The sequence below is a fragment of the Bacillus sp. MN7755 genome, from assembly GCF_054771475.1.
This window is the reverse complement of sequence record NZ_BTRL01000049.1, coordinates 1-20774: the sequence shown is the minus strand read 5'-3', so window position 1 is coordinate 20774 and position 20774 is coordinate 1. Positions and strand designations below refer to the sequence as shown.

Annotated in this window: 22 protein-coding genes and 2 pseudogenes; 17 read left to right on the top strand and 7 right to left on the bottom strand. The window is 33.5% G+C overall.

Annotation, left to right across the window (positions count from 1 at the left end; all coding sequences use genetic code 11):
- Positions 1–20: 20 nt before the first annotated feature.
- Entirely contained in the window at positions 21–179 is a 159-nt protein-coding gene (locus tag ACYVEC_RS30345) for a hypothetical protein (RefSeq protein WP_001100984.1), read from the bottom strand.
- Positions 180–484: 305 nt separating this feature from the next.
- Between ACYVEC_RS30345 and ACYVEC_RS30340 the strand changes: the two genes are divergently transcribed.
- The 3 genes from ACYVEC_RS30340 (at position 485) to ACYVEC_RS30330 (ending at position 3362) form a co-directional block, all read left to right on the top strand.
- On the top strand, positions 485–1078 hold the full coding sequence (locus ACYVEC_RS30340) for an O-methyltransferase (protein ID WP_098556617.1): 594 nt from the start codon (positions 485–487) through the stop codon (positions 1076–1078).
- A 313-nt stretch (positions 1079–1391) separates the two neighbouring features.
- Complete coding sequence (locus tag ACYVEC_RS30335) at positions 1392–2504, top strand: toxic anion resistance protein (protein WP_000137398.1); 1113 nt, start codon at positions 1392–1394, stop codon at positions 2502–2504.
- A gap of 24 nt (positions 2505–2528) precedes the next feature.
- Positions 2529–3362, top strand: coding sequence for a DUF3974 domain-containing protein (locus ACYVEC_RS30330; RefSeq protein ID WP_063223852.1), 834 nt, complete (start codon positions 2529–2531; stop codon positions 3360–3362).
- Between the two features lie 57 nt (positions 3363–3419).
- On the opposite strand, the gene ACYVEC_RS30325 is transcribed toward ACYVEC_RS30330, so the two are convergent.
- The gene (locus tag ACYVEC_RS30325) at positions 3420–4979 is read right to left on the bottom strand and encodes a glycoside hydrolase family 10 protein (protein ID WP_063223853.1); all 1560 of its coding nucleotides are present in this window, start codon (positions 4977–4979) and stop codon (positions 3420–3422) included.
- Positions 4980–5204: 225 nt separating this feature from the next.
- Between ACYVEC_RS30325 and ACYVEC_RS30320 the strand changes: the two genes are divergently transcribed.
- The 8 genes from ACYVEC_RS30320 (at position 5205) to tdcB (ending at position 12664) form a co-directional block, all read left to right on the top strand.
- The gene (locus ACYVEC_RS30320; RefSeq protein WP_460509555.1) at positions 5205–5510 is read left to right on the top strand and encodes a PTS sugar transporter subunit IIB; all 306 of its coding nucleotides are present in this window, start codon (positions 5205–5207) and stop codon (positions 5508–5510) included.
- A gap of 11 nt (positions 5511–5521) precedes the next feature.
- On the top strand, positions 5522–6805 hold the full coding sequence (locus tag ACYVEC_RS30315; RefSeq protein WP_098556619.1) for a PTS sugar transporter subunit IIC: 1284 nt from the start codon (positions 5522–5524) through the stop codon (positions 6803–6805).
- Positions 6806–6884: 79 nt separating this feature from the next.
- Positions 6885–7151 (top strand): hypothetical protein, encoded by a 267-nt coding sequence (locus ACYVEC_RS30310; protein WP_001021970.1) that lies wholly within the window; start codon positions 6885–6887, stop codon positions 7149–7151.
- A 22-nt stretch (positions 7152–7173) separates the two neighbouring features.
- Positions 7174–8322 carry an anhydro-N-acetylmuramic acid kinase AnmK gene (gene anmK, locus ACYVEC_RS30305; RefSeq protein WP_460509552.1) on the top strand — a complete coding sequence of 383 codons (1149 nt, stop codon included), beginning with the start codon at positions 7174–7176 and terminating at the stop codon, positions 8320–8322.
- A gap of 20 nt (positions 8323–8342) precedes the next feature.
- Positions 8343–9242 carry a BadF/BadG/BcrA/BcrD ATPase family protein gene (locus ACYVEC_RS30300; protein WP_063223856.1) on the top strand — a complete coding sequence of 300 codons (900 nt, stop codon included), beginning with the start codon at positions 8343–8345 and terminating at the stop codon, positions 9240–9242.
- A gap of 132 nt (positions 9243–9374) precedes the next feature.
- A complete protein-coding gene (gene plsY, locus ACYVEC_RS30295; protein ID WP_063223857.1) occupies positions 9375–9923 on the top strand; it encodes a glycerol-3-phosphate 1-O-acyltransferase PlsY in 549 nt (182 codons plus the stop codon).
- Positions 9924–9992: 69 nt separating this feature from the next.
- Positions 9993–11576, top strand: coding sequence for an aminotransferase class V-fold PLP-dependent enzyme (locus tag ACYVEC_RS30290; RefSeq protein WP_063223858.1), 1584 nt, complete (start codon positions 9993–9995; stop codon positions 11574–11576).
- A gap of 86 nt (positions 11577–11662) precedes the next feature.
- The gene (gene tdcB, locus ACYVEC_RS30285; protein WP_460509549.1) at positions 11663–12664 is read left to right on the top strand and encodes a bifunctional threonine ammonia-lyase/L-serine ammonia-lyase TdcB; all 1002 of its coding nucleotides are present in this window, start codon (positions 11663–11665) and stop codon (positions 12662–12664) included.
- A gap of 46 nt (positions 12665–12710) precedes the next feature.
- On the opposite strand, the gene ACYVEC_RS30280 is transcribed toward tdcB, so the two are convergent.
- The gene (locus ACYVEC_RS30280; protein ID WP_063223860.1) at positions 12711–13040 is read right to left on the bottom strand and encodes a YkvA family protein; all 330 of its coding nucleotides are present in this window, start codon (positions 13038–13040) and stop codon (positions 12711–12713) included.
- Between the two features lie 182 nt (positions 13041–13222).
- On the opposite strand from ACYVEC_RS30280, the pseudogene ACYVEC_RS30275 reads away from it, so the two are divergent.
- Positions 13223–13556: pseudogene (locus ACYVEC_RS30275) on the top strand (N-acetylmuramoyl-L-alanine amidase C-terminal domain-containing protein); the annotation flags it as partial.
- A gap of 46 nt (positions 13557–13602) precedes the next feature.
- Here ACYVEC_RS30275 and ACYVEC_RS30270 read toward each other — a convergent pair.
- On the bottom strand, positions 13603–14031 hold the full coding sequence (locus ACYVEC_RS30270; RefSeq protein WP_063223861.1) for an SMI1/KNR4 family protein: 429 nt from the start codon (positions 14029–14031) through the stop codon (positions 13603–13605).
- A gap of 248 nt (positions 14032–14279) precedes the next feature.
- Positions 14280–14669: pseudogene (locus ACYVEC_RS30265) on the bottom strand (WXG100 family type VII secretion target); the annotation flags it as partial.
- Between the two features lie 167 nt (positions 14670–14836).
- On the opposite strand from ACYVEC_RS30265, the gene ACYVEC_RS30260 reads away from it, so the two are divergent.
- Both ACYVEC_RS30260 and ACYVEC_RS30255 read left to right on the top strand, forming a co-directional pair.
- Positions 14837–15097: a hypothetical protein gene (locus tag ACYVEC_RS30260; RefSeq protein ID WP_063223862.1), complete on the top strand. Its 261-nt coding sequence runs from the start codon at positions 14837–14839 to the stop codon at positions 15095–15097.
- 172 nt (positions 15098–15269) lie between these two features.
- Positions 15270–15956 (top strand): MBL fold metallo-hydrolase, encoded by a 687-nt coding sequence (locus ACYVEC_RS30255; protein WP_063223863.1) that lies wholly within the window; start codon positions 15270–15272, stop codon positions 15954–15956.
- Positions 15957–16000: 44 nt separating this feature from the next.
- Here ACYVEC_RS30255 and ACYVEC_RS30250 read toward each other — a convergent pair whose 3' ends face one another.
- Positions 16001–16789, bottom strand: a complete 789-nt coding sequence (locus ACYVEC_RS30250) for a hypothetical protein (RefSeq protein WP_275719223.1) — start codon at positions 16787–16789, stop codon at positions 16001–16003.
- A gap of 29 nt (positions 16790–16818) precedes the next feature.
- Here ACYVEC_RS30250 and ACYVEC_RS30245 point away from each other — a divergent pair, with 29 nt between their 5' ends.
- The 3 genes from ACYVEC_RS30245 (at position 16819) to ACYVEC_RS30235 (ending at position 19049) form a co-directional block, all read left to right on the top strand.
- Entirely contained in the window at positions 16819–17088 is a 270-nt protein-coding gene (locus ACYVEC_RS30245) for a hypothetical protein (protein WP_063223864.1), read from the top strand.
- A 73-nt stretch (positions 17089–17161) separates the two neighbouring features.
- Entirely contained in the window at positions 17162–18526 is a 1365-nt protein-coding gene (locus tag ACYVEC_RS30240; RefSeq protein ID WP_098557022.1) for a DEAD/DEAH box helicase, read from the top strand.
- Positions 18527–18716: 190 nt separating this feature from the next.
- On the top strand, positions 18717–19049 hold the full coding sequence (locus ACYVEC_RS30235) for a hypothetical protein (RefSeq protein ID WP_206772783.1): 333 nt from the start codon (positions 18717–18719) through the stop codon (positions 19047–19049).
- 971 nt (positions 19050–20020) lie between these two features.
- On the opposite strand, the gene exsF is transcribed toward ACYVEC_RS30235, so the two are convergent.
- Positions 20021–20524 carry an exosporium protein ExsF gene (gene exsF, locus ACYVEC_RS30230; protein ID WP_098557024.1) on the bottom strand — a complete coding sequence of 168 codons (504 nt, stop codon included), beginning with the start codon at positions 20522–20524 and terminating at the stop codon, positions 20021–20023.
- Positions 20525–20774: the final 250 nt, after the last annotated feature.

Here is a 20774-nt window from a genome sequence, read left to right as displayed (position 1 = left end):
TTCAGAAATGCGCTTTTTTATTATTTTTCTAACATTTCAAGAGGTACATCTTTTTCGCCAGCTACCTCAAATTTAATTTCCCCGTCTTCTTCATAAATACGTGTAATAATCGGTATAGTAATCATTAATTTTTTATGCTGCTTTCGCTTTCTAGCAGCATCTAAGCTAATCACGTTCATTGTAAGCATCCTTTCTTTTAAAGATATATAAACAAAAGAAAATGCGTCCAAAAAGGGCGCTTAATTGAATTTGAAATACCGATTCATTTAAAGGGGGTTTATATATATTTTATAACTGCAATTTTTATGAAATATAATAAGAATGGAATAATTGCACGTAGAAATTAACTTTACCAAAAAACGAAACAATATGCTATAAAAAATTATAAATCTTTGTCATATAACAGGAAAAAGGTTTTTGTTTCGCATATAATAAAAAGTAGACGGGCAGCAAGAGCTTTTTCATCATATTGCTTGGAAAGGCGATGAAAAGAATGGATACGTTAGATTCATTATTATTTCAACTTGAACAATATGGAGAAGAGCATGATCGGAATAAAAAAACACGGGAAGAAAGATTACGGAATGTTTCTCGTGAGATGGGGCAATTTTTATCAATTTTAGTAAAAGGGTGTAATGCAAAAAACATTTTAGAAATTGGGACTTCTAATGGTTATTCTACATTGTGGATAGCAAATGCGGTAGAAGAAACAAATGGAAATGTAACAACTGTAGAGCTGTCTTCAGAACGAGTTGGAGAGGCACTTGTGAATTTTGAAAAAGCGAACCTTTTACAAAGAATCGATGTTCATAATCAAGAAGCAGGGGCATTTTTAGATTCGCAATTAGATCATTCATTTGATTTTATTTTCCTAGATTCAGAGCGTACGCAATACATGTGGTGGTTTGAGCATATAAAACGCATTTTAGAACCCAAAGGACTTCTTGTTATCGATAATGCAACTTCTCATGCGAGTGAATTAGTTGAGTTTATAAAAATGATCGAAGAAGATGATACGTTTGAAACGGTGTTATTAGCGTTTCAAAAGGGAGCATTTGTAGCGCGCAAAAATAAATAGGAATGAGTGTATTCAAATTATCACATTGAATAAGGGAGAATGTCAAAAGATTGAGTGTAGCACGATTGTAAGAATGGAAATTATTCAGGTAACATATGAAGAATCCGCCTTCAGCATGTTGTTCTCTAGGTCTTAAGTCTGAGGAAAATAATGTTGAGAACAGGTATACTTATAGTAAGAAACAGGGAATGACTGCATAAGCAGGTATTTCTTGAAAATTGATTTCATATAGGCTGTTTGCACATGAAATACAATATATTAGATGAAATATAGTGCACATAAATTCGCACATATAAATAAAGGAGCGATTTTGTTGACTGAACTCGAGAAAAAAGAACCTGTATCGATTGTGAAAGATAATAATGTAGAAGTAGTGGTTGATACAGTAATAAAAGATGCAGAACTAGAGGAACTGAATAAAGAAGCTGATCTTTATGTACAAAAGTTAAATAGCGAGCAAAATACAGATTTATCGAAAGTATTGTCTCAGCTAGGAGATTTAGGGGATAAAGAGCAACAAGCAGCAGGCCAAACGTTATCAGCTTTAAAACGCCCTGTAACAGCGATGATGAATGGGAAAAATGAAGAAATTCCAAATACATTATTAGAATTACGAAAAGTAGTATCAGAGCTGGATCCGAATTCATTAAAAGCAAGTGGTATGAAGAAAATTATGTTTAAAGTATTTAAGAAAAATCCACTTGAAACATACGTGCATAAATATCAATCTATAGATAAGCAAATTGAGGAGATTATAAGATCCCTTCTAATTGGCCGTGATAACTTACAAGAAGATACGGTTGGTCTTGAAATGCTAAAAGAGCAATCGCATGATAAAATTCACGCTCTTGATAAACAAGTATACTTAGGAAGAAAGCTCGCTGGCATGCTTGAAGCAGAGAAACAAAATCCAGAGCGTCAAAGAGATATTCCATTAATTAATGATGCATTAGAAAAGATACTCGTACGTACACGTAATATGCAGCAAGCGAAAAGTGTGTTATTACAATCTATCGCATCTGTAGACATTATTAAGAAAAATAACGAAAAGCTAACAGAAGCAATACGTAATGCAATTACGATGACACAAAACGTTGTAACGGTTTCAGCTGCTATCCAGCTAGCATTAACAAATCAACGTAAAACCATCGATGCTGTAAATGCGACAAATGAAGCAATTGAATCTATGGTATTAAGTAATTCTCAGGCATTAAAACAAAATACAGAAGAAACAACAAAATTACTTGAAAATCCTGCTATTAGCATGGATAAATTACGTGAATCATTCCAAAATGTGTTCGCTGCAATTGAAGCATCTGAAAAATCATCAGAACGTATTATTGAGTCAAGTAAGAAGTTCGTTATTGAACTAGACACGTTTAATGATGAGATGAAGCAGAAACTCATTCAGCGTCCAAGGAAATAGCAGATTATTAGAGGAGGTGAAAAAATGAGTTTCATTCAAACAGTACTATTATTACTCGGTACTTTGCTTTTAATAGCATTTACTGTCGTTGTATTAGTCGTATATTTCGGGCGGAAACTGTATTTTTCATGGACGAAGCCATATAAAAGAGCACACGATTCTTTAGAAAAGTTATCGAATAAATCATTACCGTTTCTACAAGAATTTACACAACATCCACTCTTTTATCGCTGGATTCGTACGGAAGGAAAGAAAGAGCAACATACATTAAACACTCTTTTCTGTGCATCGGGTCAACGTACGAGAGAGCAAGTATTCTCAATGTTACCGAAAGAAAAACAGAAAAAAGTACATGTATTGGCAAAAACAACGAAAAAACTTACAAATGAAGATATTGATGTAGCGGCGATGAAAGTAAAAGATTTTTTAAGACAAGAAACGCAGCAAACAGTAAAACCAACAGACTTATCGTTTTATAAATTGTATTTTTATGATCGATATCCAGATGCATTAAATACAATTCAAGCGTATAAACGTTCAATAAATCCTTCATTACAAAGAACGGTTGATGATATTACAATTTCAGTATTAAATGCATTGCCGTACTATCAAGAACAACGTATGTTTGAACAACAGCATAAACTTGAAACGTTCTTAATGAAAGATTTAACAGCGATGTTATCTTTAGTGGTGCAACTACCACCATCACAACGTCCAGAAAAAGAAGAAGAATTGAAAATCTACTTGCAAAATTTTCAAAAAGAAATGGAAGTAGTAGAACGAGATATTCGTGACTCGATTGATCATGATTTGAATGTGAAGATGAGAGCAGCGACTGAGAAGTTTAAGAATAAATAAAAAAAGCGCCTTAAAAGCTTAGTATCACTCGGCTTTAAGGCGCTTTTTTATGGGATTTTATTTTGCCTTTACAGAAGTATGACTAGAAGCAACACTCTCATTATGCAATCGGTCAACCGCGGTTACCACATACGTATACGTCTCTCCAGAAATAACGGTTTTATCTACATAAATTTCTCCAAGTTTTGTTTTTCTTACAGTAGTCAGTAAATTTTTAGGGTTTTGTATATCCACTTCATTTTTTCCATTTACACGGTAAATGGCGTAATAAGCAGAATCATTCTCTCTATTGTCAATGATACCAACAGCAATACCTTCCTCTCTTGGAATGGCACCTTTTAAGGTAGGCTGTTTTGGTGGAACATGATCGAGCAAAGGCATAGGCGGGATTAATGCAGGATATTTATAAATGTCTTTTGAGAGTTTATCTTTCACTCCTAGTGGATTATTATTAATATCTTTTAAGCTAAAATGCATACTTCCCTTTATTTGAGGATATAGCCGGTTTAATGTAAGTTGTCTTGGGTATTCTTCAGGATCAGACCAAGCGGGGACAGAGTTATTATTAATTTTATAGGCTGCCTGACCGATGTATAGGTGAATTGGTTTGTTATTTGTTTCTTTTACCCACCAATCTACTAAAATGTCATATGCAGCAGGTGTGAAACCGATATTCCAATATATTTGCGGTGTAATGTAGTCAATATAGCCTTTTTGTATCCATTCACGTGTATCAGCGTAAAGATCATCATAGTTTCTTTGACCTGCGGTTGTGTTAGAACCGGTTGGATCGTCAGCTATATTTCGCCATACGCCGAATGGACTAATGCCAAATTTCATGTATGACTTTTCTTGTTTAATAGCAGCATTTAAACCTTTTACAAGTTCATTTACATTGTTACGTCGCCAATCCTCTATATTTGTAAATCTACCGTTATTATACGTTTCGTACGTTTTTCGATCAGGGAATTCTTCACCAACTACTTTATATGGATAAAAATAATCATCCATATGAAGGGCATCAATGTCATAATTTTGCACGATCTCTAAAGCACCTTCTGTTATAAATTTTTTCACTTCTGGAATACCGGGATTGTAATATAACTTTCCGCCATATGGTACAACCCAATCGGGATGTTGTCTTGCAGGGTGATTATTTGATAATCGATTTATATCAGTGTGATTCATCGTTATTCGGTATGGATTAATCCATGCGTGAAATTCTATATTTCTTTTATGTGCTTCTTCAACCATAAATGCGAGTGGGTCGTATCCAGGGTCTTTACCTTGTGTACCCGTAATGTATTCAGACCAAGGACCGTATTTGGAAGGATAAAAAGCATCAGCAGTGGGTTTAATTTGTACAACCACTGCATTCATGCCAGTGCTTTTTACATCGTCTAGCAATCTTATAAATTCTTGTTTCTGCTTATCCATAGGTAAGCCAGTTTTTGAGGGCCAATCAATATTAAGAACTGATGCAATCCACACGGCACGTAATTCATGTTTTTTATACGTAGTATTAACTTCAGCATAAGTAGAGTGAGGGGGAATGAAAGAGAAAGGAATAAAAAAGATGACGATACAACATATCATTAATAAACGTTTCATGATCATTTATACGCCTCCTTATTATATGGTTAACTAAAATAATATCCGAGGTGAGGTTGTTCTTACAATTGAAAAAATAAATATTGAAACATTAATTTAATAGGAGAAATATTTTTAGTGAAATTTACTTTCATCACAACTAAATTCTTTCACTACTTCATATGCTTGTTAGTAAAGTGAAACTTCCTTTCATTCGAAGGGGATAATTCATAAGTATAGGAGGATTAATAAATGAAGGTTTTATTCGTTTGTTCTGGAGGAATGTCCAGTGCAATTGTTGTAAACGCTTTAAAAAAAGAAGCGAAGAAAAAAGGTATGAATATGGAAGTACATGCAATTGGAACAAGTGAGGTAGAGGAAGAAGTGAAGAATGGTTGGGATGTTGTAATGGTTGCACCTCAAGTAAGACATCGATTTGACTCTGTAAAAAAATTTGCAGAAGAGGAATCTATTCCATGCGGTATCATACCGCCGCAAGCATATACGCCGCTTGGTGGACCGACTTTATTAAAAACTGTAAATGATTTAATTCGTTAGGGGGAAGTGTTATGAATAAGTTTGTCACGTTTCTTGATAAAAACTTATCTGGACCGATGGCAAGGCTTTCTGAACAAAGGCATTTACAAGCAATCCGTGATGGAGTTATTTCAGCATTACCATTTATCATCGTAGGAAGTTTCTTTTTAATCGTAGCATTTCCACCATTACCGAAAGATAGTTTCATATCCGTTTGGGCATTAAAGAATCAAACAAGTATATTAATACCATATCGGTTAACGATGTTTATTATGTCTTTATATATAGCATTTGGAATAGGATATAATTTGGCGAAAAGTTATAAACTAGATGCTTTATCGGGAGCGCAGCTTGCAGTATGTTCACTGCTATTAACATTAACGCCTGAATTAATTGATAAAAAAGGATTTATGCTTCCGATGACAAATCTCGGAGGTCATGGATTATTCGTGACGATGATTGTTTCTATTTTATCCGTAGAGATTTTAAGGTTTTGTAAGAAGAAAAATGTAATGATTAAAATGCCAGAACAAGTACCGCCATCTGTGTCGCGTTCATTTGAAGCACTTATACCTGCTGCATTCGTTATTATTATAATGAGTCTAGTAACTGTCGTTTTTAGCATTGATTTACACCATGTTGTTGATAAATTAGCAGCACCATTAGTAAAAGCTGGGGATAGTTACTTCGGTGTAATGATTCCAGTGTTTTTAATTACGTTTTTTTGGTCATTCGGAATCCATGGTGTGTCGGTTGTTGGAACTGTTGCTCGGCCATTATGGGAAGTATACCTAGGGAAAAATGGTGAAGCAGTTGCTAGTGGAGCAGATCAGTTGCCATTTATTTCACCAGAGCCGTTATATCAATGGTTTATATGGATTGGCGGTTCTGGTGCGACATTAGGGCTTGTATTAGCTATGATTGTATTTGGTCGATCGAAATATTCGAAAGCATTATCAAGAACTTGTATTGTTCCGGGTATTTTTAATATTAATGAGCCAGTCATATTCGGATTACCGATTGTACTAAATCCAATTTTAATTATCCCATTTATCATTACACCACTTGTAACAGCAACTGTCGCATATTCAGCCACTGCGATGGGATTTGTAACACCAACACATATTATGCCACCGTGGACATTACCAGCTCCAATTGGTGCGTATTTAGCTACAGGTGGAGATTGGCGTGCAATAGTATTAGTTTTTATAAATATAGCAATATCATTCCTTATTTATTTACCATTCTTTAAAATGTACGACAAAAATATGCTTGAAATTGAGAAGAATGGTGAAGGGGAAGCTGTTAATCCATAATCTTTATGCTTTAATTTATGAGTGATAGGCATTTTGTCTATCACTTCTTTCACATTAAGTTGAGAGAAGGTGAAATGGAATGAATATAAAATTTAGTTATAAAGGTGTATTTTTATTATTATTTGGAGTGATATGTGCGAATTTACTTTTTGTACCTTTATTAAGAATGTTACATCTATCACAAATGCATAGTATTTGGCTCGTTACAAGCATTGCGGCAAGTATTTTGCTTACAGTAGTTGTTTCTTTTATTGATGGATCGTTTGCATCGAAAGCGCAGTTGTTTTTTAGATTTATATTCTTTTCGATCGGTTGTACGTTTGTAACTTACATGATTGTTTTTTAGTGAATAGGAGGTCATGCATGTTATGTATATTGCAGGGATAATGTCCGGTACTTCGTTAGATGGAATAGATGTAGCGCTCGTTCATATAGAAGGGAGTGGTGTAGAGTCTAAGGTCGAACTTATCCATCTTACTACAGTTCCATTTTGTAATGATATGAAAAATGAAATCCAACAAGCGTTATCAATAGAAAATTCAAATGTACAACTCATATGCAGTTTAAATTTTAAGCTCGGTTTATGTTTTGCCAATGCTGTAAAAGAAGTTTGTAAAGAGGCCGATTTTCCTTTGAAACAATTAGATTCAATAGGTTCTCACGGACAAACGATTTATCATCAGCCAAAGCAAGATGGTAATATGATACCTTCCACATTGCAAATTGGGGAACCTGCAGTAATAGCATCCGAAACGAACACGACGGTTATCTCAAATTTCCGAACGATGGACATGGCAGCAGGAGGACAAGGTGCACCACTTGTGCCATATTCAGAAATTATTTTGTATCGGCATTCAACTAAAAATAGACTGTTACAAAATATTGGCGGGATTGGTAATGTTACAGTAATACCAAGTCACCTAAGTAATAAGAGCGTTATGGCTTTTGATAATGGTCCAGGGAATATGGTAATGGATGAAGTATGTCAAAGGTTATTTCAGTTGCCATATGATCAAAATGGTGAGATTGCAAAAAAGGGAGTAGTTGTAGATGAAATTTTGACATATTGTATGAGCCATCCATTTTTGAAAATGAACCCACCGAAATCAACTGGTAGAGAACAGTTTGGAGAAGAATTTGTAAGTGAGTTATTGAAGCGGTATGAAAAGCATAGTAAAGAAAATATATTGACGACTGTCACGATGTTTACAGCGAGTTCAATTATTCATCATTATAAGGAGTTTATTCTGCCGTATTATGAAATCGATGAGGTGATATTAGGTGGTGGCGGCAGTTATAATAGCACACTTGTTGAAATGTTGCGAAATGGATTGAAGGAAGAAAAATGCGCAATTTTTATTCAAGAAAATTTAGGCTATTCTTCTGCAGCGAAAGAAGCTATCGCCTTTGCAATTTTAGCAAATGAAACGCATCATCGTAATCCGAGTAATGTACCAAGCGCAACAGGTGCAAAGCAATCTGTAGTTTTAGGGAATATAACATTCCCGCCAATATGAAGAAAATGAGGCGAATATATATGAAGTATATGATTGGAGTAGATGGCGGGGGAACGAAGACAGAAGCAATTGCCTTTGATCAAGACGGAAAGGAAATTATAAGGGGTAAGGGCGGTTTTGGAAATATATTAATAGATTTTGAAGAAGCTCTTGTGCATATTATGGAAGCAATCGATCATTGCCAGAAAGCTTTAATAAATAACAATTGCGTTTGTATTTGTTTAGGATTAGCAGGTATAAGTGGAGCAAATACAAATGAATTAATATTACGTCTACAAAAGAAGTACGGAACACCAATTGAAGTTTTTAATGACGCAATGATTGCACATGCAGCTGCTTTACAAGGAAAGGATGGAATTTTAACAATTGGCGGCACAGGTGCGATTTGTCTAGGAAAAAAAGGAGAAGTGCACGAGTATAGCGGTGGATGGGGACATATTTTAGGAGATGAAGGAAGTGGATATTGGATTGCATTACAAGGTTTAAAGAGAATGGCAAATCAATTTGATCAAGGCGTTGCACTTTGTCCATTAAGCTTAAGGATTCAAGATGAGTTTCAACTTTTGACGTCGTCTCATATAAAAAGACTAGTTTATAGTTCTTCAAAAGATAAAGTTGCAGCAATCGCACCATTAGTTATTCAGGAAGCGAGAAATGGGAATGATGATGCACATGAAATTATGATGCAAGCTGGTAAGGAATTAGCGAGAATTACAGTAAATCTTTATAATAAGATGCAATTTAAGTTTGCAACTCCCATTGCAGTAAGTGGAAGCATATTACGTTTAGTTCCTGAAATATATACTGAATTTAAGAAATGCTGCGTGAAGAGTATAGGAGAAATTACCTTTGTATCACAATCAGAATCAGCAGCGAAAGGAACCTATTATTTAATGAAGAATATATATTTTAAAAAATAGAAGCATGAGAATTTTTGTATGATTTGTAAAAATATGATGTTAAAATATATAAAGGGATGTAGATAAAAAAGTACAATATACATAGTCATTGAATATTGTATAAGTACTCCTACGTAGAAAGTGAATGATTACATGATTAATAGTATGCAATTTTTTTATTTGGTGGTTTCTTATTTATTTGGAAACATATTGACTGCTTATCTAGTAACGAAATGGAGACATAACGTTGATATTCGGGATGAAGGAAGTGGTAATCCTGGAGCAAGAAACATGGGGCGCGTATATGGAAAAGGATATTTCATCGCTACATTTTTAGGTGATGCAATTAAAGGGGCAATTGTAGTTTCTATTGCAAAATACCTTTTTGGAGATTCTACATTTGTAATGTTAGCTTTATTGGCTGTTTTACTTGGACATATTTATCCAATTGTATTTAAAGGCAAGGGCGGAAAAGGCATATCAACATTTATCGGAGGATTAATCGCATTTGATTATTTGATAGCGCTTACCCTTGTTGCTGTTTTCATTATATTTTATTTAATATTTAAAGGGTTTACGAAGCCAGGACTAATTACAATCGCTTGTTTACCAATTTGCATGATTTTGTATTCTTACTCTATTGTTACGACTATTTTAAGTGCACTTATAATTGTACTTATTTTATATGTAAATCGCGAATGACATGAGCTTTTAATAAGTGGAGTTAATCTCCACTTATAATATTTATTAAATGAATAAAGGAGATACAACATGGGGTTAATTTATAAAGTTGCTGATCAAGATTGGGAATTTGAAAGTATACATAAATTGAATTATAAAACATTTGTAGAAGAAATTCCGCAACATGAAGAAACGAAAGAACGTACTCGTATTGATCGGTTTCATGAAGAGAATACATATTTAATTTGTTTAGATGACGATAAGTTAGTAGGTATGGTTGCATTGCGAGGAAAACGACCATTCTCATTAGATTATAAAATTTCAAACCTAGATTTTTATTTGGAAGAACATGGAGAAAATGTATATGAAATTCGTTTACTTTCAGTAGAACGTGAATATCGAAATGGAAGAGCATTGTTAGGTTTAATTCGCTTTTTACATCGTTATTTGCTTCTAAATGGATATGAATTGGCACTCATTTCTGCTACAACACGTGAACTACCTTTATATGAACAAATGGGATTTAAGTCTTTCCATACGTTAGTTGGTACAGAAGAAGCAGCCTTTCAGCCAATGTATGTTAGTCCTTCTATGTTTGAAGCGTCGAGTGTTGGAGGGATAATGACGAAAGAATTTACGTTTTTACCAGGTCCAGTAGATATTGAAGAAAATGTTCGAAAGGCATTTTCTACTAAGCCGATTTCGCATCGTTCCAAGTCATTTCAAGTGACGATGGAAAATATCAAAAAACGTTTACTGCAAATGACAAAAGCAAAACGTGTGCAAATACTGTTAGGAACAGGGACGTTAGCGAATGATGCCATTGCTTTACAATTACGTTCTTTAAAAGGAAAAGGATTAGTATTAACAAATGGGGAATTTGGTAATAGATTAGTTGGACACGCAAAACGCGCGCAATTACATTTTGATACGTATAAAAAAGAAATGGGAGAACCGTTTCTTTATACAGAATTAGAAAAAATTATGGAAACTGGCAATTATGAATGGCTTTGGTTTGTTCACCATGAAACATCTACCGGAATGTTAAATGAGTTAGACGAGCTAAATGTTTTATGTAAAAAGTTTAAAGTGAAACTATGTGTAGATTGTATCAGTTCAATTGGAGCGATACCGATTGATTTAATGGATGTATATTTTGCAAGTGGTGTTAGCGGAAAGGCAATTAAATCGTTTACTGGATTATCTTTCGTTTTTCATAATCATAATGTAAAAGTAAACGAGACTTTACCGGCCTATATGGACATTGGTATGTACGAAGAAAATGAAAGTATTCCATATTCTCATTCATGGAATTTAATTTATGCTTTGCAAGAAGCATTGAAGAGATTTGAAGATGAAACAGCATTTGTAAAAATAAAAGAGACATATGATTATATGGAAGAAGCTATTACGAGTATAGGACTAAACCTTGTTTCACCTAAAGAACATGCCGCACCAATTATACTTACGATTCAATTAGATGAAGATCAGTCTTCTAAAACAGTAGGTGATGCGTTAGCATTACAAGGATATATTATCCATTATGAATCAGCATATTTACAAAAGAATAACTGGATCCAAATTGCATGTTTAAATGATTATAAAGAACGTGATATGAAGAGGATGTTAAATTGTTTGCAAATGTATGTATTACAGAGTGAGGTACATATATAAAGACTTTTTCTTAATATAGATGGTTTCGTATAAAGGAGTTGCGACTTACGAAAACTTAGGAATAGAACATTGGAAGAGGTGCTAGTATGATAACTAAAAAATTACCATTACATATAGACGATATTAAAAAAGCTCAAAACATTCTGGATAGAAATGCTCGTAAAACGCCATTAGTAAAATCATTTTATTTGACTAGTAAAACGGGTGGAGAAATTCACTTGAAATTAGAAAATATGCAATTAACAGGTTCGTTTAAATTCCGTGGTGCGTTTAATAAAATGTCACAGCTGACAGATCAAGAAAAAGAGAGAGGAGTAATTGCTTGTTCTGCTGGTAATCATGCGCAAGGAATTGCTTTATCTGCTCATTTACTCGGTATTAAGAGTAAAATTGTTATGCCGATTTCTGCACCTCAGGCGAAAGTTGATGCAACTAAAGGATATGGATCTGAAGTAGTTTTACATGGTGAAACCTTTGATGATGCGAAGGCAAAATGTGAGGAGATTATTAGGGAAACAGGTGAAACATATTTACATCCATATGATGATGTGGAGGTAATGGCTGGTCAAGGTACTATTGGTTTGGACATTCTTGATGATATGTGGGATGTAGATACTGTTCTTGTACCAATTGGTGGAGGCGGAATTATTTCTGGAATTGCTGTTGCATTAAAATCTTTTAACCCATCGATTAATATAATTGGTGTCCAAGCAGAAAATGTTCATGGGATGAAGACATCTTATGACAAAGGTACAATTTTAGAACATTATGAGGCACCTACTATAGCAGATGGTTGCGCGGTAAAAATACCAGGCAATTTAACGTTTGAAGTTGTAAAAGAATTAGTAGATGATATTGTAACAGTATCAGAAGGCGAATTAGAAGTAGCGATGAAAGACTTATTACAGCGTGGTAAAGCTGTTGTAGAAGGTGCAGGCGCTTTAGCTACTGCTGCTTTACTTGCAGGGAAAGTTGATACATATATTAAAGGGAAAAAAGTAGTAGCTGTTATATCTGGTGGGAACGTAGACTTACAGCGCATTTCGAGTGTTTGTGAGCAATTTTTTGTAGCGAATGAAGTGAAATAGTTTTATGAAAAAGGAGCTAAGTGAAATTATATTAGCTCCTTTTTCATTATGTTTGTGCGGGAGTAAATAATGACTCCATTTTTACTTTGCTCTTTTCTCGAATTTCAGCGTCTGCATGGCGCATAACAAATTTATGCGCTATGGCAATCGCTAAAACATCATCTAATAAGCCAATCCCAATAATAGCAGCTATATCTGGAATGAAATCGATTGTTAATACGTAATAGGATAAAGCAGCTAATATGATGAATTTTGCTTTAGTAGGTAACTCTTTTTTTCTCATTGTGTAGTATAAAATAATACTTTCATATACGCTAGATTTACCGAGGTTTGCTGAGCTTTTCTTGAATTTTTTCCAAAGTGTCTGTTTCTCCATTTAAAAACTCCTTTTACAAAAAAATATATTTTTTAAAAGGATAGACAAAGAAGAGAGGGAATAATCAATTTTATTGTTTTTCTTATTGTATATTTCCACAAAAATAGGGAATTACCTGTGCAAAATAATAGAATGTTGGTTACGTAATGATTCAAAGTGTTTCGTTACATAGTAAGTGTTCGCGCTACGGCGGTAATAAATCAGCAAACCCTTGTGATATTTGGCAATACACAGAAACAGGAAATGTACCTGGTATTCACTTATAGGGAAATAAGTCACTGTCTTGGTTTACTGGAGCAGCACAAGAGCAAATAGAAGTAGCTAAATAAAATATAATCCAATTAGGAGCTTTTTCAAGTGAGTACATTGAAGATGTTAGGGGAGCATTAACATCGTTAAAAATGGCTGCTAAGTTCATTTTACAACCTGTTGTATTAGCATATTTTACTTCTGATCCAACTTCAGATGCTCAATATAAATACGATGAAGAAGAACCTTGATTGTAGAGATTGGTAGTATGAGTATTAACTCAATATAAATACGTTGACTGTTATTCTTTTAACTATGACAACAATTCCTCTACTCCGACGCAATCTATTAACAGCATTTTTAATGAAGGAGCTATTTTAATTGTCTCTTCAATATCTAAATCTCCAAAACCCACTGTATATAATCCGAATCCTTCTTTTCCATCTACATATAGTAATGCTATTTCGCCTTCATCATCACCAATTGCTAATGAATTTGGTATATATTTTTGAATATCATGCGCTTCATTCATCTCTATGCAATCAGTAGGGCCCAAAATACGTATGTAAAGTTCATTTTTTACATTAATCTCTGCATTTGTACATTGTTGCATTACTTCTAAATAATCTAATGGTACATCTATTGATGAGAACTTTTGTAATTTTTGAATAGCCTCTTTACTCGCTGGTGATTCATAAGCTTCTAATGTGAAGGCCTCATTTAATTTTTCTAGAATATTCATTAATAATCAATCCCTTCTTACTTTACTTTTAGTTTATCAAACATTTTAAATTATTGTTCTAAAATTTCCGAAATGTTTTCTTTAGAAAATCCTGCGTGTTCAAAATCAGATACTAGATTTTTTAATTCATCTTGTAAAGTAGAACTCCATTTTCCATTACTTTAATTTAAACGCCCATCGCGTCTTAAATTCTGTGCATTAGAAATTATGGTGAATAATCCTTTTCATGACTCGATAATCACTGTTGGTGCGAGTTTCCCGACAGGTGTAAGACCAGCTACTGCCATTCCATCAGCTATATCTCTGGCTGATTTTTTATCATCAAATTCTGTTTCCTCTGAAGAAGGTTTACCACACATTGCAACTTCTTTCATTGTAACATCTTGATTATCTGTATTCCGGAACCTTTCGATAATTAGTTTCAAATATTCTTTTACTTGTATAATTGAATTTATAGATAGATGTAAAAGCATTTGTTTTTGCATCATTAAACCTTTAAATGAACAGTTGATTAGATGCTCCAATCCATTGAAAACACAAATGCTCTATTTCATTATAGATTCTAATGTGATTCTGGTATTAATTGCACGATTAGCCACTTCATATAGCATTTCAGGTGTTACTTTGTTTTGAACCATTTTTCCCTCTCTTTTCTCCCAGCTTTTTGAAAGTTATCGCTTCGGCGATGGCTTTTTTATTTTCTCAGATGAAGCCGATGAGTTTGAGTTTTGGAATTTTATCGTGGTATTATTTATGTAACAAGGGGATATTGTAAGAAAAAATACAATTTGAGGGGAAAATGAGCATGGGAATTTATAACTATGAAGCGAAAGAGGATTTGCAAGTAGGAGATGTTTGTTTAGAACGAGATATTTATGAAATTATAAATTTTTACAAGAAAGGGTCAATAGTTTTATGTGATTCAGTATCTCGTTTCAGTGCGAATTCAGACAGAATGTTTGAAGTGATAAATAGGATAGAAACATATATGCATAAAAATGAAGACTATACATATCAGGTTTCGGATAGGCCCAAGTTGATTTATGTAGTTGAGCAGGTAAGATAAGGAAGCATCCATAACGGGTGCTTTTTTCTTTGTTATATAGAAATTACACATTAAACGTGAATTTGAACAAAATGGACATTTGGATTCAAATTATTTGTGATATGTATAGTAAAATGTATGTGGATGATTTATTTATTATTAAACATTTTATAAGCGGTATGGGGGAAGAAAAATGAAGATAATAGAACTACCAATTGAATTCGAATTTAATGGGGAAAAACAATGTATTTATCCGAGCTTAATTATAGTAAATAATGAATTAACTTTAGTAGATACAGGTTATATAAATTTTTTACCTTTAATTGAAGATATAATTTTAAAACAGGGGTATGAGATGAAAAACTTGAAAAATATAATTATTACTCATTATGATGACGATCATATAGGCTCTTTATACGATTTCAAATTGAAATATCCTCAAATTAATATTATTGCGAGTGAAATTGAATCAAACTATATTAATGGTGAAATAAAATCAGAGAGATTAGTTCAAGCGGAAGAAATGTTACAATGTATGCCGAATGAAGAAAAAGAATTTGGTAAATGGTTTATACAACAGTTAAAAAATATTAAACATATTTCCGTCGATGAAAAAGTATATGATGGTCAAATGATTTTAAATAATGAATGTCAAATAGTAGCGACGCCAGGGCATACTTCAGGACATATTTCATTATATTTTCCGAATTTAAACTGTGTAATTACAGGAGATGCGGCCGTTCAAGAGAATCGTGAGTTAGTAATAGCTAATCCAAATTTTTGTTTAGATATAGAAAAGGCGGAAGAGTCTTTAAAGAGGATTAAAAGCCTAAAAGCCGTAAAGTATTATTGCTATCATGGAGGGAAATTCATTATATAAAATAATAAAAAACCGATCTTTCTTATATAGAAAAGATCGGTTTTTTAATTCATAGATTCTGCAATTTGAATTAAATCCTTTACGTTATATTCTCCTTTTATATAGCGTTTGTTACCAATTGCAATTGTGTATTGAAAACCATTTTTCTGAAAGAGGAGCTCATATGCTGAATCAAAATGAGGATTATATAATGCTTTTATATTATTTTTTAAACTGTAGAACTTTGCGCCCCTATGTACATTGAAGCCTAATTTGTTTTGAACTGGTGAAACAGTGATTTTGAAAATCCCATTAATATCTTCATTGTAGTATCGTAGTTCTAAGTAATCGTTATAGATGTACCCTTGAAATTCGTGAATTTCGAACGGGAATTTTGTAGGAGTAAGTATATGTTCCTTACACTTCATTTCATATTCTTTTACGATAGTAGCTTCTTTCATAAGTGGATTGCCATCATAAATTTGATTCATGTGAGATATTTTATTATTTTTTGTTACTATTTCTAAAATGAAACCGATAGTAAATTCATCATTAGTGTCTTTGGAATAAGAAATAAGAATTGTAGTATCCTCTTTTGGAGATGGTACTATTTTAATTTCATGAATAGGTTTATTTGTTTGGAAAGTAGGTAGTTCAATCCCTTCAGTTACATATGATTGCATTAATTTTTTATCATTTATGAGTAAAGCTTGTTTAAATTCACTTATCACATCTGTTTGGGATTGCGCCATAATAATTGTGATGGATTGAAAATATAGTAAAAAAAACATGCAAAAAATCTTTATGAATGTAGTGGTCAATTTTATCACCCTGTAACTATATTTCCGTAACATTGAAATATATATGTATAGGAGGGGAGAAGATGAGTTTATTATTTGATGTAATAGCAGATATAATTTTATTTTATCTTCGAAATGACATGAAATTAAAACATCATATTGCCAAATTAAGCGAATTTGAGTGGTTTCGAAAGCTACACGAAGATACAAAGTATACAAGATTAATCTGGAATAATAGAAAAAATAAGAAGTTCATTTTGTCTTCTACTAACATGGAAGCATTAATAAATTCCGAGAAAAAGCAAAAAGAATTTGTCCGACTAGTACACGATGAATATAAAAAAAGAAGATAAGAATTTTTTTATTTTTCATATTTGGCGAAACAAATGGTACAATGAAAGCTAATGTGAAAAATAAGGAAAAGAAGTGGTCTATTTGAAAAACTTTTTAGAATTAGGAATTAGCGAAACTTTTAATCATACATTACGTGAAAATGGAATTACAGAAGCAACACCGATTCAGGAGAAAGCAATTCCTGTTATACTGTCAGGTAAAGATATTATTGGTCAAGCGAAAACAGGAACGGGTAAAACGTTAGCATTTGTGTTACCGATTTTAGAAAAAATCGATCCAGAATGTAGTGATGTTCAGGCTTTGATTGTTGCACCAACAAGGGAACTAGCCCTGCAAATTACAACTGAAATTAAAAAAATGCTTGTTCAAAGAGAAGATATTAATGTACTAGCGATTTATGGTGGGCAAGATGTAGCACAACAATTGAGAAAATTAAAAGGTAATACACATATTGTTGTTGCAACACCAGGACGATTATTAGATCATATACGACGTGAAACAATTGATTTAAGTAATCTTTCAACGATTGTACTAGATGAAGCGGATCAAATGCTTTATTTCGGTTTCTTATATGATATTGAAGATATTTTAGATGAGACACCTGGTAGTAAACAAACGATGTTATTCTCAGCAACGATGCCAAAAGATATTAAAAAACTGGCGAAGCGTTATATGGATGAGCCGCAAATGATTCAAGTACAAAGTGAAGAAGTAACGGTAGATACAATTGAGCAGCGTGTCATTGAGACGACAGATCGTGCAAAGCCAGATGCACTTCGTTTTGTTATGGATCGTGATCAGCCATTTTTAGCAGTTATTTTCTGTCGTACAAAGGTTAGAGCAAGTAAGCTATATGATAATTTAAAAGGACTAGGTTATAATTGTGCTGAACTTCATGGTGATATACCTCAAGCGAAACGTGAAAGAGTTATGAAGAGTTTCCGCGAAGCTAAAATTCAGTACTTAATCGCAACGGATGTAGCAGCTCGTGGACTGGATGTAGATGGTGTAACGCACGTATTTAACTTTGATATCCCTGAAGATGTAGAAAGTTATATTCACCGCATTGGCCGAACAGGGCGTGCAGGTGGATCAGGTCTTGCAATTACGTTCGTTGCAGCGAAAGATGAAAAACATTTGGAAGAAATTGAAAAAACGCTTGGTGCACCAATACAAAGAGAAATAATCGAACAACCGAAGATAAAACGTGTAGATGAAAATGGAAAACCGGTACCAAAGCCGGCTCCGAAGAAATCAGGTCAAAATCGCCAAAGAGATAGCCGTGAAGGTTCAAGACGTGATTCGAGAAATAGCTCAAGAAATGATTCAAGAAGTGATTCAAGAAATAGTTCGAGAAATGAAAATAATCGATCATTTAATAAGCCAAGTAATAAAAAAGGTAGTACAAAACAAGGTCAGCAAAGACGTGGCCGTTAAATAGTTATAATTGTAAAAGAGTCGCAAAATATTGCGGCTCTTTTTTTGTTTGTATACAACAAGGATGATGGCAAGAAAAAACAAAAATTTCATTCACCGTATTTAAAAGTTATAAAGGGAATTTTATAGTTCAAAACCAGTAGAGCAAGGGTATTACTACCATGTCGCAATTCAAGAACAAGTGCAACTTATGTATGAACAATATTTAATTGGAAAAAATCGAGAGAAAGCAATTCGTACTAGCTCCCCTGATGCTGATACGGATTATGAAAAAATCAATTGGTATAACGATACGAAAACATCTTTTGCAAACAAAGATTTGGACGATGGGGTGAAAGAAATTCGTAACACATTCAAATGGTACGGGAATGTTATGCTGCAGCAAAAAGAGAACGGAACTTATTATGTCTACTATTTAGGCAGAATACTTCTGTTGAAAGAAAAGGTATTGAAGCGAGCGAATATTTTTATTACACATTCCGCAATTATTGAAATGGAACAAGAGAAGTTTATGAAGGATTAAACTCGTATTGGGGTTCGATGGGGAACTCGAGAAGCACCACTGCCATCCTAATTGGGAAATTGCTTACTATGACGATGAAGGTAATGTAGTGTGAAGTTAACAGAAGGGATAGTATACGAAATAAGAAAAAAGGACTAGCAGTCGTACCTGCCGTCCTTTAATAGGAGAAAAAGTAATCTTATTTAGAACTACGCATAAACAGAAAATCTGCTTGTAATTAGTTTTACCCTAACTATACGTGTCTATACAGAAAAGGGATAAGTAAAAAATACTTATCCCCGGAAGGGAAATCCCAAGCACCAAAATGGCTCGTATTGGTCTGCAGGTTCAAAAGTAGTATATGTAAAACGAAAAATCTCATACAAAAAGCAGACAACGATTTTGGTTGTCTGCCAGTGTGTTCAATGAGTTAGCTAATTGTGATAATTTGCATCCCCATTACGAGAAGAGTGAAGCTGCTAGTTCAAACAGCTTGTTGGTATTATTATCGATTTCTTAAAAAATATACAGAGAAAGCAGATAAGTGAAGAACCTACCTGCTTCTGCTGTAACAAAAGAAAGAAGTATTAGCCGTGGACACGGCGGCTTGAAAATAGTATGTATTTTTATTTGAAAAATATTCAAGGGATGAAGAAACATGGAATGTTTAATAAAAGGTGTTTGTGAAATTAATCAGCTAATTAGTAAAATAAAAGAGAAAAACAATGAGCAAATATAACAATAAAAAGGTAAATGTTCAAAAGAGCGATGAGTATAAAGTAAAACAAAATAGTTAGATTAAAGACTGATTTTCATAAAAAATAAAGCACACATATAAGTGTGCTCTTATGAACGCTTTAGATTTGTATGACTAGATAGTCACCATACAATAAAATATGCTTGTTTGATATAAATGTGTGTCAAATCTATAACATATATTTTGGGGTGTATAAGGAATATTAAATGTTAATTAACCAAGCATATTGTTTTTATTAACGAATTTGTGCAACTGTTAAAGCGGCAGAACGAATATCTACTGTACCAATTACTTCAACGGGTACAATTTGAATTAAATCACCAGGGTTTAAGTTAATTAGAATGACACCGCTGGATACATCTACTTCACCAGTGCCAATGATATTAGAACGGACTGCGGTTCCAGATCCTGCAATAATATTAGTTGATGAGTTTAGTGTCAAGAAAAAGCGCGCTGCTTCCGGGGCTACTGGAACATTATCGAGGCTGATTGTTAATGTATAGCTGATTTGATAAATACCAGCTACTTGAATTCTAATACCAGTTTCTGTACTAATTGTATCATTGATTACAGGGACAGTAATATTAGGATTTGGGCCCGTACTAGGTAGTAGTAGTGGCGTGAATAGTGTTGCAAATTGAGGTGAAGTAGCATTAAAAGCAAAACCGAGAGCTGGTAGAGTACTGGGGGCTTGTGCGCCACAATTAAAGTTTGTGAGCTTACGACTAGATGAGCGCATATTTTCACTCCTTTCTTTCATTTAGATTGCGTGAGTAATAACCTCACGTTTTGGACAAGCACAATACAATATATGAAAATTTATAGTAAATAGTGCAGAGGGCTACTGTTATGAATCAAATTAACTATCTGTTGTACAAAGGAAACACTACGCTTACAGAAATGGTTTGTAACCTAAAGTTGAAAAAATAGTATGAACAGAGTTAAAAATGTTATTTAGAAATGAAAAAAAACTGAACTGCACCCCAATT